The sequence below is a fragment of the Brevundimonas sp. genome (assembly GCF_965278935.1).
Lineage (GTDB): Bacteria > Pseudomonadota > Alphaproteobacteria > Caulobacterales > Caulobacteraceae > Brevundimonas.
In genome coordinates this window covers 3247554-3261575 of record NZ_OZ257124.1, presented here as the reverse complement: position 1 = coordinate 3261575, position 14022 = coordinate 3247554, and the positions used below count along the sequence as shown (strand labels likewise).

The 14022-nt window shown below is 66.8% G+C and carries 14 protein-coding genes; 7 read left to right on the top strand and 7 right to left on the bottom strand.

From position 1 onward, the window contains the following. The first annotated feature begins 61 nt into the window (after window positions 1-61). From msrA to aguB, 4 genes are all read left to right on the top strand, one after another. On the top strand, window positions 62-688 hold the full coding sequence (gene msrA, locus ACQY68_RS16285; RefSeq protein WP_428150782.1) for a peptide-methionine (S)-S-oxide reductase MsrA: 627 nt from the start codon (window positions 62-64) through the stop codon (window positions 686-688). A gap of 185 nt (window positions 689-873) precedes the next feature. Continuing rightward, on the top strand, window positions 874-3474 hold the full coding sequence (locus tag ACQY68_RS16280; RefSeq protein WP_428150781.1) for a TonB-dependent receptor: 2601 nt from the start codon (window positions 874-876) through the stop codon (window positions 3472-3474). 157 nt (window positions 3475-3631) lie between these two features. Beyond that, complete coding sequence (locus ACQY68_RS16275) at window positions 3632-4618, top strand: agmatine deiminase family protein (RefSeq protein WP_428150779.1); 987 nt, start codon at window positions 3632-3634, stop codon at window positions 4616-4618. Further along, window positions 4618-5490 (top strand): N-carbamoylputrescine amidase, encoded by an 873-nt coding sequence (gene aguB, locus ACQY68_RS16270; protein ID WP_428150778.1) that lies wholly within the window; start codon window positions 4618-4620, stop codon window positions 5488-5490. Before ACQY68_RS16275 ends, aguB begins: the two co-directional genes overlap by 1 nt. Here the strand turns inward: aguB and ACQY68_RS16265 are convergent. The 4 genes from ACQY68_RS16265 to ACQY68_RS16250 form a co-directional block, all read right to left on the bottom strand. Then, window positions 5454-6470: a right-handed parallel beta-helix repeat-containing protein gene (locus ACQY68_RS16265; protein WP_428150777.1), complete on the bottom strand. Its 1017-nt coding sequence runs from the start codon at window positions 6468-6470 to the stop codon at window positions 5454-5456. The genes aguB and ACQY68_RS16265 overlap by 37 nt on opposite strands. Before the next feature lie 9 nt (window positions 6471-6479). Continuing rightward, on the bottom strand, window positions 6480-7262 hold the full coding sequence (locus tag ACQY68_RS16260) for a phosphatase PAP2 family protein (RefSeq protein WP_428150776.1): 783 nt from the start codon (window positions 7260-7262) through the stop codon (window positions 6480-6482). After that, entirely contained in the window at window positions 7259-7768 is a 510-nt protein-coding gene (locus tag ACQY68_RS16255; protein WP_428150774.1) for a hypothetical protein, read from the bottom strand. The genes ACQY68_RS16260 and ACQY68_RS16255 overlap by 4 nt, the downstream gene beginning before the upstream one ends. Window positions 7769-7834: 66 nt before the next feature. Next, entirely contained in the window at window positions 7835-8191 is a 357-nt protein-coding gene (locus ACQY68_RS16250) for a ribonuclease (RefSeq protein WP_428150773.1), read from the bottom strand. Between the two features lie 158 nt (window positions 8192-8349). Here ACQY68_RS16250 and ACQY68_RS16245 point away from each other — a divergent pair, with 158 nt between their 5' ends. After that, complete coding sequence (locus tag ACQY68_RS16245) at window positions 8350-8928, top strand: PadR family transcriptional regulator (protein WP_428150772.1); 579 nt, start codon at window positions 8350-8352, stop codon at window positions 8926-8928. Between the two features lie 96 nt (window positions 8929-9024). On the opposite strand, the gene ACQY68_RS16240 is transcribed toward ACQY68_RS16245, so the two are convergent. From ACQY68_RS16240 to ACQY68_RS16230, 3 genes are all read right to left on the bottom strand, one after another. Then, a complete protein-coding gene (locus tag ACQY68_RS16240) occupies window positions 9025-10071 on the bottom strand; it encodes a 1,9-bis(guanidino)-5-aza-nonane synthase (RefSeq protein ID WP_428150770.1) in 1047 nt (348 codons plus the stop codon). A gap of 66 nt (window positions 10072-10137) precedes the next feature. Further along, complete coding sequence (locus ACQY68_RS16235) at window positions 10138-10584, bottom strand: GNAT family N-acetyltransferase (RefSeq protein ID WP_428150769.1); 447 nt, start codon at window positions 10582-10584, stop codon at window positions 10138-10140. Between the two features lie 6 nt (window positions 10585-10590). Beyond that, window positions 10591-11856 carry a type III PLP-dependent enzyme gene (locus ACQY68_RS16230; protein WP_428150768.1) on the bottom strand — a complete coding sequence of 422 codons (1266 nt, stop codon included), beginning with the start codon at window positions 11854-11856 and terminating at the stop codon, window positions 10591-10593. A gap of 304 nt (window positions 11857-12160) precedes the next feature. On the opposite strand from ACQY68_RS16230, the gene phnC reads away from it, so the two are divergent. Continuing rightward, window positions 12161-12985: a phosphonate ABC transporter ATP-binding protein gene (gene phnC / locus ACQY68_RS16225; RefSeq protein WP_428150767.1), complete on the top strand. Its 825-nt coding sequence runs from the start codon at window positions 12161-12163 to the stop codon at window positions 12983-12985. Continuing rightward, window positions 12982-13986 (top strand): phosphate/phosphite/phosphonate ABC transporter substrate-binding protein, encoded by a 1005-nt coding sequence (phnD, locus tag ACQY68_RS16220; protein ID WP_428150766.1) that lies wholly within the window; start codon window positions 12982-12984, stop codon window positions 13984-13986. Before phnC ends, phnD begins: the two co-directional genes overlap by 4 nt. Window positions 13987-14022 lie beyond the last annotated feature (36 nt).

Below are 14022 nucleotides of genomic sequence, written 5' to 3'. Positions count from 1 at the left end.
GGATGTTCCGACGTAGCTGAAGACAGTCGCCTGATCAGAAGGCGAGGTTCCGGAGGTTTCCATGTCTGTTCTGTCCCGGCTGGCCGTCATCGTTGCGATCAGCATCGCGGCCTGTTCCCAGGGCGAGCCCGCCGCGAGCGCACCGACCGTGCAGAGCGGTCCCGACAGCGGTCGGCGCGAAGTCGCCCTGTTCGCCGGCGGCTGCTTCTGGTCCACCGAATCCAACTTCGAGCACATGCCGGGCGTGGTTTCGGCAGTCTCGGGTTTTGCCGGCGGGACCGTGGCCAATCCCACCTACGAACAGGTCGTCAGGGGCGGCACGGGACACGTCGAGGCGGTGCAGGTCACCTATGACCCGGCACGGATCACCTATCGCCAGCTGGTCGACCGCTTCTGGCGAACCATCGATCCTACGGATCCCGACGGGCAGTTCTGCGACCAGGGGGCGTCCTACGCCACGGCCGTGTTCGCGACAGCGGCGCAGCGGCCCATCGCCGAGGCCTCGCGGGCGGCGGCCGTGGCCGTCATCGGCGCGCGGCGATTCGTGACGCCGGTACGAAACGCCGCGCGGTTCTGGCCGGCGGAAAGTTATCACCAGGATTTCGCGCGGCTGAATCCTGTGCGGTATGGAGGATACAGTCGTTTCTGCGGGCGTGAGGCGCGGCTGCGGGCTGTCTGGGGCGGCTGAGTCTTTCGGGATTCGGGGGTGTGGCGCCGGGGTCACCCCCGGCGGCTGTCACACCAGTGTCACACGACTGTCGTCGATGGTTCGGAGACCGCCCGTAGACGGAGCGGGATTTCGACGGTCGTGGCCCTCTCTGGCCGCATTCTGACGCGCGCCGGGCGCTGACCCGCACCATCTGGGGATACACAATGAACTCTCGCACTCGTGCGCTCTGGGCGACCACCGCCCTCGTCAGCGGCATCCTGTTCGCCGGCGCCGCCTCGGCCCAGTCGTCGGGTACGGACGCCGCTGAAGGCACCGTCGTCGACACGGTCGTCGTGACCGGCGCTCGCGGTCCCCGCACCATCTCTGGCGCCGTCGTCGCCCAGACGGTCGACAAGACCCGTTCGACCATCACGCAAGAATACATCAGCCGCCAGCAGTCCGGCCAGTCGATCATCTCGCTGCTGAACAACGTCCCGGGCCTGAACTTCACCAACAACGACCCCTACGGCAACTCGGGCGGCAACATCCGTCTGCGCGGCTTCGACGGCAACCGCGTCTCGCTGACGTTCGACGGTATCCCGCTGAACGACACCGGCAACTACGCCGTGTTCTCCAACCAGCAGGTCGATTCCGAGATCATCGACCGCGCCTCGGTCAACCAGGGCTCGACCGACGTCGACAGCCCGACCGCCTCGGCCAGCGGCGGCACCATCTCCTACGTGACCGCGCGTCCGCTGGAAGAAATGGGCGCCCAGATTCGCACCTCGATCGGCAGCTTCAACTACGGCCGCGTCTTCGGTCGCTTCGACACCGGCGCCTTCGGCCCCTGGGGCACGACCGCCTTCGTGACCGCCTCTTACACCGACTACGACAAGTGGAAGGGCCCCGGCTCGCTCGAGAAGAAGCAGTTCAATGGTCGCCTGTTCCAGGACCTGGGCGACGGCGACTTCGCCAGCCTGGCGTTCCACTGGAATGAGAACCGCAACGATTCGTACAACACCTTCATCAACCTGAGCCAGTTCAACCTCGGCCTGAAGCCAGAGAACGACATCGCCTGCTTCCGTCCGGCACCCGGCGCCGGCACGATTCAGAACGAAGCGACCCAGTCGACGGCGATCACCTATTTCGGCGGCACGCTGAACAACACCAGCTGCACCAACGATCACCGCACCCGGATCAACCCGTCGAACACGGGCAACATCCGCGGACAGTTTAGCTACGGCCTGACCGACAATATCCGCATCACGATCGACCCGTCCTTCCAGTACACGATCGCCAACGGCGGCGGCTTCACCAACGTCAGCGAGCGTGACGACCGCCTGGATCAGAACACGACGAACAACACGGCGATCACGACTGCGGCCCAGTGCGCCGCTGCGGCGATCCTGAACACCGGCGTCGATCTGAACCGCGACGGCGACAGCTGCGACAACGTTTCGCTCTATACGCCCAACAACACCAACACCCGTCGCTACGGTGTGCTCAGCTCGCTGCTGTGGGACATCGACGACAACAACCGGGTCCGGATTTCGTACACCAACGACTACGGCCGTCACCGCCAGACCGCCGAGAACATCCGCTACAACGTCGATGGCTCGGTGCCGGAAGTGTTTGCCGGCGAGAACACTTGGGGCAACGAAGACCTGCGGATCATCGGTCGCGACGGCTCGTACCTGCGTGGTCGTGACCGTTTCTCGATCGCCCTGCTGAACCAGATCTCGGCCGAATGGCGCGGTCAGTTCCTCAACGACGACCTGTCGGTGACCCTGGGCGTCCGCGCTCCGTTCTTCACCCGCGAACTGAACCAGTTCTGCTTCTCGCTGAGCGGCACCTCGACGGTTCGCTGCACCACCGAGACCCCGTCGGCCACCCTGGCCAACGGCAACGTCAACTTCGCCTCGACCGGTACGGGCCAGTACATCCGTCCGTACTCCCAGACGCTGAAGTATGACGCCGTCCTGCCGAACCTGGGCGCCAGCTACCGCTTCCTGGACAACAACTCGGTCTACGTCAGCTATGCCGAAGGCATCTCGCTGCCGCGCACCGACAACCTGTACCAGCCGGTCCGCAACGCTGCGGGTGCCCTGGACTTCTCCAGCGTTCAGCCGGAGACGACCAAGTCCTACGACGTCGGTTACCGCTACACCTCCTCGACCCTGATCGCCTCGATCGCGGCCTGGGCCGTGTCGTTCGAAAACCGCATCGTGACCTCGTTCGACAACGATCCGAACTCGCCGACCTTCAACCTGTCGATCGACCGTAACCTGGGTTCGGTCGAGCAGTCGGGCGTCGACGCCCAGTTCGAGTACGCCGTGACCGACACCTTCTCGTTCGGCGGTTCGGCCTCGTACAACACCTCGGAAGTCCAGGATGACGTGCCGCTGGGCACCGGTCGCTTCCTGCCGACGACCGGCAAGTCGCTGGTCGAGACGCCGGAGTGGACCTACAGCCTGCGCGCCAACTGGGACGTGACCGAAAACTGGTCGCTGGGCCTGCAAGGCAAGTATGTCGGCGAACGCTTCACCACCGACGTCAACGACGAAAAGACCCCGGAATACACCGTCGTCGACTTCGACAGCCGTTACGACCTGACCGACACCTTCGGCATCCGCAACGCCTTCGTTCAGTTCAACGTCACGAACCTGTTCGACGAGGAATATCCGGCCTCGATCTCGTCGGGTAACAACGCGATCACCATCGACGTCGATCCGTCGCCGGCCGTGTTTAACCAGACCGGCGTGGTCCGCACCTTCTCGCTCGGCGCGCCGCGCACGATGATGCTGACCCTGGGTACGAGCTTCTAGGCTCGAACTCCGGACTGAAATGGATCAGGGCGGCCCCTCGCGGGGCCGCCCTTTTCTTTTGTCCTGAACCGGCTTTCGGACCCCGGCATTGAAGTGGGGGGAGGGGGTCGCTATCTGGCGCGGTCCCCCGCCGTTTATCCAAGGAAGTCGTCCGCCCATGGCCGTTTCGCCGATCCCAGCCGAATGGTCGCCTCACCGGGCGATGTGGGTCGGCTGGCCCAGCCATGAAGCGCTGTGGGTCGACAATCTGGCCGACGCCCAAGGCGAGGTGGAGGCCTTGGTGCTGGCCCTGGCCGGGCCGGGCCGCGAGCAGGTCAAGCTGATGGTCGGCAGCGACGAGGCCCTGGCGGGCGCGCAGGCGCGTTTCGCGGGGGTCGATGGCGTGACCGTCGTGCCCGGGCGGTTTGGCGACATCTGGCTCAGGGACACGGGCCCGATCTTCGGCGCAGGTTCGAAGACGGCCGCGGCCTTCCGCTTCAACGGCTGGGGCGGCCAGTTCGAGATGGAGTTCGACGACACGGTCGCGGACCAGATCGGCGAACAGTCGGGCGTGCCGTTGAGCCGAAACGATTTCATTCTCGAGGGCGGCGCCCTGGACCACGACGGGGCCGGCACGATTCTGACCACGCGCCAGTGTCTGTTGAACCCGAACCGCAACACGGGCTGGACCGAGGCGAAGGCTGAGGCCTTGCTGGGAGAAGCGCTGGACGCGACGCGGGTGATCTGGCTGGGCGACGGGCTGCTGAACGACCACACCGACGGGCATGTCGACAACCTGGCCCGGTTCGTCGCTCCGGGCGTCGTGGCCTGTCCGATCGCCTTCGGAGCCGATGATCCGAACGCGGACGTTTATGACGCCTGCGCCCGTGATCTGTCGAACGCCGGCTTCAAGGTCGTACGCATCCCTTCACCGGGACGGCTGGACAACGAGGACGGCGAGCCGATCCCGGCCAGCCACATGAACTTCCTGATCGCCAACGGCGCGATCGTCGTGCCGACCTATGGCGATGAGACCGCCGGCCGGATGGCGGGCGAGGCCTTGGCTTCGGTCTTCCCTGATCGCGAGATCATCCTGTCGCCGTCGATCAACGTCCTGACGGGCGGCGGATCCTTCCACTGCATCTCCCAACAGGAGCCCGCCTGATGGCCCGCACGATTTCCGTCGCCGCCCTGCAGACCTCCTACGGCGAGGACATGGAGGCCAACATCAAAAAGACGGCCGATCTCGTGCGCGAGGCGGCGTCGAAGGGCGCGCAGGTAATCCTGCCGTCCGAGCTGTTCCAGGGGCCGTATTTCTGCGTCTCGCAGGAAGAGAAATGGTTCGGCACGGCGTATCCGTGGCGTGAGCATCCGGCCGTGATCGCCATGGCCGAGGTGGCCAGGTCGCTGGGCGTCGCCATCCCCGTCTCGATCTTCGAGCGCGAGGGGCCGCATTATTTCAACTCGATGGTCATGCTGGACGCCGACGGGTCGCCGCTGGGCGTCTATCGCAAGAGCCACATCCCCGACGGCCCCGGCTATCAGGAAAAATACTATTTCCGCCCGGGGGATACGGGTTTCAAGGTCTGGGACACCCGCTTTGGCCGGGTCGGCGTCGGCATCTGCTGGGACCAGTGGTACCCCGAGACGGCGCGGGCGATGATGCTGCAGGGTGCCGAGGTGCTGTTCTATCCGACAGCGATCGGCTCGGAGCCGCACGACGCCGAACTGCACACGGCCGAGCCGTGGAGGCGCGCGATGCAGGGCCACGCCGTGTCCAACGTCGTCCCGGTCGTGGGCGCGAACCGGATCGGGCATGAGACCGTGACCCCGACCGGCCAGTCCTTCTACGGCCACTCTTTCATTTCGGATCACCGCGGCGACCTGGTCGAGAGCTTCGGCGCGGAGGAGGAAGGGGTGCTCGTGCACAGTTTCGACCTGGACTATCTGGTCCAGCACCGCGCGGCCTGGGGCTTCTTCCGCGACCGGAGGACGGACCTCTACGGCGCGCTGTCGGCCGCCCGCCCGACGGCCTGAATCCAGGACGGCAGCCAGCGGTAGCGGGTCGTGTTGTCTCTGACGACATTGCGGGTCGCCCGGTCGCGGTCATCGATGCTTGAGCCGAACGGATAGCCGGCGTCGTCGCCGCAGTAGCGGCTGCGGCCTTCCCGCGAGCCGACGACGACAGGGCGTGGCCTGAGCCAGGCCGCGCCCTGGAAGCGATTGCCGGTGATGGCGTTGTTCGACGGCGTCTGGTGACGGATCACGCCGTCCTCGCCGCAGTTTCGATAGAGAAACACGCCCCCGCGTCCGCCGAGCTGGAAGCGATTGTTCTCGATACGATTCCGTGCCGAGCCGTCGATGGCGATCTGTTCGCGGCCGGTACGGATGTCGAAGGCGGCGTTACGGATCACGGCGCCGGCGCTCTCCGCATCCAGATAGACGGCGGTGGAGACGGACCGGCCGCGAAAGCCGCCGCCGGTCATACGGACGCCGGTCACTCCCGGGCCGATATAGAGCGGGATGGAGCCGGTGGCGACGAAGGCGACCTCGTCGAGGGTCAGACCCGACGGAGCCACGGTTTGGGTCGCCGCCGTATGGCCGGTCATGCGGGATGAGGCGCGCAGGGCCGCGATGTCGTCGCGGCCGAGTCCCCAGACGCGCAGATTGCCGTGGATGGTGCAGCGGGTGATGCGGACGTCGCGGGGGACGCTCCAGCCCGCGCCGTCGCGACGGGACCAGACGGCGATGGTCGGGTCGCGGGTCGTGCTGGTCACGCCCGGCGCGCCGATGGATCCGCCGTTACAGTCGAGACCCGCGCCCGAGGCCTCGGCGCCTTCGAATACGACGTGCCGCCGGATTGAGGCGCCCGCAGGCAGGACGGCGAAACAGGTCAGGCGGACGGCCGGTGCGCCGGCGGCGGCCGGGGCGGTGAGGGCCGCGACCTCGACCGGCGAGCACAGGCGAGCGACGACCGGGTCAGGCGCCAGAAGGGCGAGCAGGACCAGGGGCGACAATCGGTCGTCCTAGGGTAGCGGCGTGGCCAGGGCGCCGCGCTCGGCGGCACAGGCGGGGCTGGTCAGGCCGGCGGCGCGAGCGCGGGCGATCTCCTCGCGGGCGACGACGGCGTCAGCCTGGTACGCTGGCGTGGCGGCGATCTGCTGGAAGGCGGCCATACCCAGTTTCTCGCCCTCGGCGACGTCCGACGGATAGTGCATGCCGCAGACCATGCGGCTCACGCCGATCTCGTGGCCAATCCGGCTCGCCTCGGCGGCGTGGTCGGGGTCGAGGGCGGCGATGGCCGCGCCATAGGCCGAACCGACCGTGGCGCTGCCCGAGGGGTAGGAGGGGCTGGCGCGTCCGGCGGGCGAGACAACCTGACAGGCCGGGCGCTCGAGATCGACGCCGACGGGGCGCGGGCGGAAGGCGCGGGCCTTGGCCAGTTCGGCGGCTTCGTTGGCGTCATGCAGGATGCGTTCGAGGATCGAAACCAGCCGGGGCGAATCCTCGGCCGTCAGGCGGAAACCGAGGGCGCAGTCGAAATGGGCGAGGGCGAGCGTGGGACGGAGTTCGGCGTGGCGGGTCGCAAGCATCCAGCGGTCGGTATTCTCGAGCGCGCGCAATCGGTCGGAGGCGGCAATGTCGGCTTGGGCGGTGGCGGAGCCTTCGACAGGGGCGGGCGGCACGGTATCAGCCAAGGCCTGGATGGCGGCGTGGTCCAGATAGCTCGCGGGCGGTGTCGCCTGCTGGGCATGGGCGGTGACGGCGAAGGCGCAGGCGGCGGCGAGGATCAGGGCGGACCGTTTCACTGCCCGGCGCTCCAGGTGAGCTGGACCGAAGTGGGACCCGCTTCGGTGGCCGAGGCGACGACCTGGAAATTGGCGCCGCTGGCCGTGTTGGCTGCGCCGTAGGCCCGGGCCTCGCCCTGGTTCATGGCCATGGCCGTCGTCAGGCCTGCGGCCTCCGCGCGGGCGCGGTGGAAGGCGATGACGGCGTCGGGATCGGCGTCGGTCGTATAGGTGGCGACTCCGCCCGGACCGGCCGGTCCCGAGGCCGTGACGGCGGGTGCGTCAAGCACGCCGCCGGGATAGAGCACGGTGAAGGCGGGCGCGCCGGCCGCTGCAGCGGACCCGCCGGCGGGGGCAGGCGGCGTGGCGGCTGAGGTCGGGGCGGCGGCGACGGCCGGCGGGGCCGCGTCCTCCAGTGCAGCGGGTTCAGGAACTTCGGCGGAGGCCGGGCCATCGGCCTTGGAGCCGCAGGCCGCAGGCAGCGCGGCCGCGCACGAGAGCGCGATAACCGCCAGAATACGCTTCATTCCGTGTCGTCCCTGAGACCTGTTCTTCCCCCACCGTGGCCTATCGTTGGGGCGGCAGCAAGGCAGTCAGCCGGTCGCGGCGTCTGCATCCGTGGGGCGCCTGCCCTCGGCGGGATCGGCATCCGCTTCGCCCGGCGCGACGCCGGAGTTGGCGGAGCCTTTCGGCTCGACGTTGGACGGGGAGTTGGGACCGGCGCTCGCACGGCCTTTGTCGGCCATGATCCGGTCTACGGCGGCTTGGTCGGGATCTTCGTCGGAGCCCGTGGCCGCGCCGCCCTGCAGCGAACCCGCGCGCGTGTCGGAGCCCACGCCAGAGCCTGTCAGGGCGTCCTTCAGGGCATCCGGCGTGCGGCCGAGGTCGGGACGTTCGCCCATGGTCTCGGCCTCGACGGCTTCAGGGGTTTCGGGCTTGGCGTCGGTCATGGAAGGCTCCTGCGTCGGTGAAGGTTGAAGGCCCGGCGCGGCGCACGGTTCCTGAGACTGCAACAAAAGATATATCTTCCACTTGCGCATCTCCGATAAAGATATATCTTGGCGACATGACGAATGACGAAGGAGCACATATGTTCGGACATCACAGAATGAAGCACGGCTGGCGCGATCACCGCTGCGGGCCGGAAGGCGAGGGTCGCGGCCGTGAAGGCCGGGGTCATGGCCGGGGCCGCTTCGGCGGACCCGGCGGCATGGGGCGTCGCGGACCCGGCGGACGCATGTTCGGCCCGGGCGATCTGAAGATCGTGGCCCTGGCCCTGATTGAGAAGGAGCCGCGCCACGGCTACGACCTGATCAAGGCGATCGAGGCCATGTTCGGCGGGGCCTATGCGCCGTCGCCGGGCGTGGTCTATCCGACCCTGTCGATGCTGGCCGACGAAGGCCTGATCGCGGGCGTCGAGGACAGCGCCGGCAAGCGGGTCTTCTCCCTGACCGAGGCCGGGCAGGCCTGGCTGGACGAGAACCGCACGGCCGTCGATGGCGTCATGCAGCGCATGGCCCTGGCGGCGCGGCTGATCTCCGGCGAACAGACGCCGGACGCGGTCAAGGAAGCACTGCACACCCTGCGCCAGGCCGTGACCATGAAGCCCGGCGACTGGTCGGACCCCGAGACGGCCAAGGTCGTCGAGGCCCTGATGAAGGCGGTCCGCGAGATCAGCGGGCAGTAGGTCTTCAGGTAAAAGAGAAGGGGCCGCGAGTTCGCTCGCGGCCCCTTTTTGTTGCGCTGTCGCCCGGCTCGCGAAGCCTCGCTGCTTGAGCGCGCCTTATTTCCCGAACAGCTTGGCCCAGCGGCGCTTCTCGCGGTTCTTCCACGCCCCGCGGTGATAGGCGTCCGAGCCGATCAGCGGCACGACCGTGGTCGCCTCGGCGAACACCATCTGTTCGTGGGTGGTCTGGACCTTGCCCCAGGAGGCGGCCTCTTTCAGCGTCGAGGACGAGCAGGCGCCGTCGCGGACGTCGGCGACGGTGATCTGGACTGCATAGCGGTGCATCTCGGCCTCGACACCGAGGATTTCGGCGCAGACGACCGTGTCCTGGGCGAAGTTCTTGGGCACGCCGCCGCCGACCATGAACAGGCCAGTGACGCCGGCGGCGATCTTGATGTCGGTCAGTTCGCGGAAGTCGGCGATGGCGTCCAGCATCAGATAGGGCTGGCCGGCGGCGGCGCGCTCCTTCTGGTGCTTGACCAAACCAAAGCCGGCCGATGAATCGACGAAAGCCGGGCAGAAGATCGGCACGCCCTCTTCATAGGCGGTCTGGATCAGCGAGCCGGGCTTCTTGGCGTTGCCCTCGCTCAACCACTTGCCCATCTCCCAGATGAACTCACGGCTGGAATAGCCGCGCGGCTCCAGCCGGTTAGCGATCTCCAGGATCGTGTGGTCGCAGGCCTGGAGTTCTTCCTCGTCGATATAGGTGTCGTAGATCCGGTCGATGTAGTTTTCGCGCAGGACGTTGTCGTCCACCTCGCCGGCGGCCTGATAGTGTTTGAAGCCCAGGGCCTCGAAGAAATCCATGTCGACGATGGAGGCGCCGGTGGCGACGACCGCGTCCACCATGCCGAACTTCACCATGTCGCGGTAGACGTGCATGCAGCCGCCGGCCGAGGTCGAACCGGCCAGGATCAGCCAGGGCGAGCAGTCCTTATCCTCGATCGCCATCGAGAAGATGTCGGCGGCGCGAGCGGTGTCGCGCGACGAGAAGGACATCTTGCGCATCGAGTCGATGATCGGGCGTGCATCGAAGGACGTGATGTCCACGTGCTCGACGACGTTCTGCAGCAGCTGGGCCTTCTGGTTCGTGGTCGCGGTCATGGGGGAGGAATCCTTGATCGAAAACGATCCGTCGTTAGGCCGGACGGTGTGGACGGCTAAGACCTTCTACAGGGCGAGATTGTAGTGTTGGAAGTCCGTGCTCGGGGTCCAACCCATATGTTCGTAAATCGCTTGGGCCGAGGTGTTGGTGTTTTCCGTGCTCAAGGTCAAACGCGCCGCGCCGACCTGTCTGCCGTGGCTTGCAGCCATGTCCAGTAAGGCCCTGCCGACGCCCGTCCCTCGTGCGGAATGAGCGACGAAAAGATCGTTCAGGATCAGGATCGACCGCATGGTTGCAGACGAGAAACTGGGAAACATCTGCACGAAGCCGACCGCAGCCGTCCCTTCGAAGGCCAGAAAAACGACCGACTGTTCTCGCTCGATCCGTTCAAGCAGGAAGACGCGAGCGTCGTCCGGTGCGGAGGGGCGGCGATAAAACTGGCGATAAGCGTCGAACAGGGGGACGAGGGCGTCGATATGCTCGACGCCCACCTTTTGAACGATAATGGCCAAGGCGACCTACTTCCGGCGCGACTTGCGCTGACCGGCCTTACCCTTGGGGCGTGACAGGCGCACGACCTTGCGGGCGTTCTCTTCCGCCGTGGTGCGCACGGTGGGGATGGAGCGCGGAGCCAGGCCGTAGAGCGAAGCCATCGGGGCGTCCTCGACCGCAGCGATGTCGTGTTCGCCATAGCCGTTGAAGCCCGTAGACATCGCAACGCCATAGGCGCCCAGCATGCCGATCTCGATAAAGTCGCCTTCGCGCACATCGGCCGGCAGCCAGAAAGGTCCCGGCATATGGTCGATGGAATCGCAGGTCGGGCCGTAGAACTGGAACGCCTTCAGATCGCTCGCCGCCTCGCCGTCCCGAACCAGCTTGGTCGGGAAGGGCCAGCGCGAGTGGGTCGCGTCGAACAGCGAGCCGTACGAACCGTCGTTCAGATACAGGGCGTCGCCCTTGCGCAGATCGACGCGGGCCAGGATCGACGAGGATTCGGCGACGAGCGCCCGACCGGGCTCGCACCACAGCTCGGTCGTTTCCGACACCGGCATCTCGTTGAAGCCGCGATGGATGGCGTCGGCGTATTCGCTCATGTCCGGCGGGACCATGCCCGGATAGACCGACGGGAAGCCGCCGCCGATGTCGACGATGTCCACGATGACGCCCGCACGCGAGATGGCGCGACCGACCTGGGCCATGGCGGCCTGATAGGCGGTCGGGCGCATGCATTGCGAACCGACGTGGAAACAGACGCCCATCAGCCCGTCCACCACCGCGCGACGCACGGAGAGCAGCAAGGCCGGAGCCTGATCGGTGGAAACGCCGAACTTGCCCGACAGGGAATAGGCCGCACCGTCGGCCGAAACGGCCATGCGCACGAGCAGGTTCAGGTCCCTGGCGCCGCCGGTGGCGTCGAGGATTTTCTGCAGCTCGTCCTCGCAGTCGAGCGAGAAGGTGCGGACGCCGTGGTCGAAGTAGGCCCTGGTGATCGCCGAACGGCTTTTGACCGGGTGCATGAAGGCGATGCGCGCGTCGGGATCGACGGAGCGCACGAGTTCGATCTCGGCGATCGAAGCCGCATCATAGCCTTTGACGCCGGCGTCCTTCAGGGCCTCGATGACCCAACGTGAAGGGTTTGCCTTCACAGCATAGAAGACGTCAGCCTTGAGATTGTCCTGGAACCAGCGCGCCGCTACGGAAACCGAACGCGGCCGCACGAGTGCGACTGGACGTTCAGGGGACCGCTCGCGGACCAGGTCCAGGGGAAATTGATACGTGCGCAATTCACGTAAACCCCTGTAATTGTTAAACCCAGACCGGCGTTAGCAGCGCAACGTTAGACCTACGGGGTCCGCCGGAAGCAGCGCATGTAGGGTCACGGACCTGTCATGTAAAGCGGTTTTTTCGTGACGTGGCCTGACGGGAGGCGGTGGTCTTCCGGGTTCGGAACATGTTTGATTTCAACGTCGGAGGCGCTGCGGAGCGGTCGCGCTGGACGTCGGCTCTTCGCGCGTGGCATTAAGACTTGCCGGACCGTGCTTTGCGCGGCATTCGGCGCCTGTTTCGTCAGCCGCCGACAGCGAGTTCATGAGTTCATCAGCCGACAGCTCCGCGCCCGGCCCCCTCGTGGCTGGGCTCGTCATGGCCCGCGACGTGTCCAAGACCTTCGGATCCCGAAAGGCGCTGGACGGCGTCTCGGTATCCGTCGCCGCCGGCGAGATGGTCGCCCTGATCGGTCCGTCCGGATCCGGCAAGTCCACCCTGCTGCGCTCCATCACCGGCCTGCAGACCATCGACACCGGGCCGGGTCAGATCGATGTCTTCGGTGTCTGCGTTCAAAAGAACGGCCGCACGACCGGCGCGGTGCGCGCCGCGCGCCAGAAGCTGGGCATGATCTTCCAGCAGTTCAATCTGGTCGGCCGGTTGAGCCTGTTCACCAACGTAATGCTGGGCGCTCTGGGGCGTCTGCCCGGCTGGCAGGGTCTGTTCGGGGCCTGGCCCGGCGCGGACAAGGACAAGGCCATGGCCGCCCTGCACCGCGTGGGCGTGTCCGACTATGCCGCCCAGCGCGCCAATACGCTTTCCGGCGGCCAGCAGCAGCGCGGAGCCATCGCCCGGGCCCTGGTCCAGGGCGCCAAGGGCATCCTGGCCGACGAACCTGTCGCCTCACTTGATCCCGTCTCCGCCCGCAAGGTGATGGAGCTGCTGGTCGAATTGAACCAGCGCGACGGGCTCGGCGTCATCGTCACCCTGCACCAGGTCGACTACGCCATCCGCTATTGCGATCGGGTGATCGCCCTGAAGGCCGGCAAGGTCGTCTACGACGGCCCGGCGACCGGCCTGGACACCAGGATCCTCATCGACATCTACGGTCCCGAGTTCGAGGACGCGTTCTGGGAAACCAAGGCATGAGCTTCGCCTCCTTCACCCGCCGGGCCGGTCTGGTCGGCACCGCGATCGCCCTGCTTGGCCTTTCGGCCTGCGGCGGCGGAGACGACACCAAGGCCGGCGGCACGCCCTCCAAGATCACCTTCTCCATCCTGTCGGCGGAAGGCCAGGCCTCGGCAGGGCCGCTGTGGCAGCCGCTGCTGGACGACATGTCCAAGGCGATCGGCGTCGAGGTCGAGCCCTTCTTCGGCTCGAACTATACGGTGCTGGTCGAGGCGATGCGCGGCAACCAGACCCAGGTCGCCTGGTTCTCGGCCAAGCCGGCGGTGGAGGCGATTGATCGCGCCGACGCCGAGGTCATCGCCCGGACGGTCAACAAGGAAGGGCTGGACAGCTATCGCTCGACCCTGATCGTCAAGACCGGCTCCGGCATCACGCTCGATCAGGTGCTGGCCTGCGGCAAGCGGTTCGATTTCGGCATCGGCGACGCCCAGTCGACCTCGGGCACGCTCGCTCCGATGGCCTTCCTGTTCAATCCGCGCGGCATCGTCCCCGCCCAGTGCTTCGCCACCGTGCGCTCGGCCAACCACCAGGCCAACGCCTTCGCCGTGGCGACGGGCGTGGTCGATGTGGCGACCTCGAATACCGTCAACACCGTCTTCCTGACCCGTCAGAACCCGGCCATCGCGGCCCAGATCACCGAGATCTGGCAGTCCCCGCCGATCCCGGAATCCGGCATCCTGGTGCGCAGCGATCTCGATCCGGCGATCAAGGAAAAGATCCGCAGCTTCTTCCTGACCTACGGGCAGGGCGAGGGCGTCGAGGCCGAGCGCCAGCGTCGCGTGCTGGCCGGGCTGGAGTATTCCCAGTTCCGTTCGGCGGACGATTCCTACCTGAACCCGATCCGCGAGATGGTCGCCGACCAGCAACTGCAGGAAGCCAGGGCCAAGAACGACACGGCCGCCGTGACCGCCGCCGAGGCCGAGTTGCAACGTCTGCGCGCCCTGCGTGAGGTCCAGCCTTGACCGACGCCGCGCCTGCCGCCGGAACGATCCCCAAGC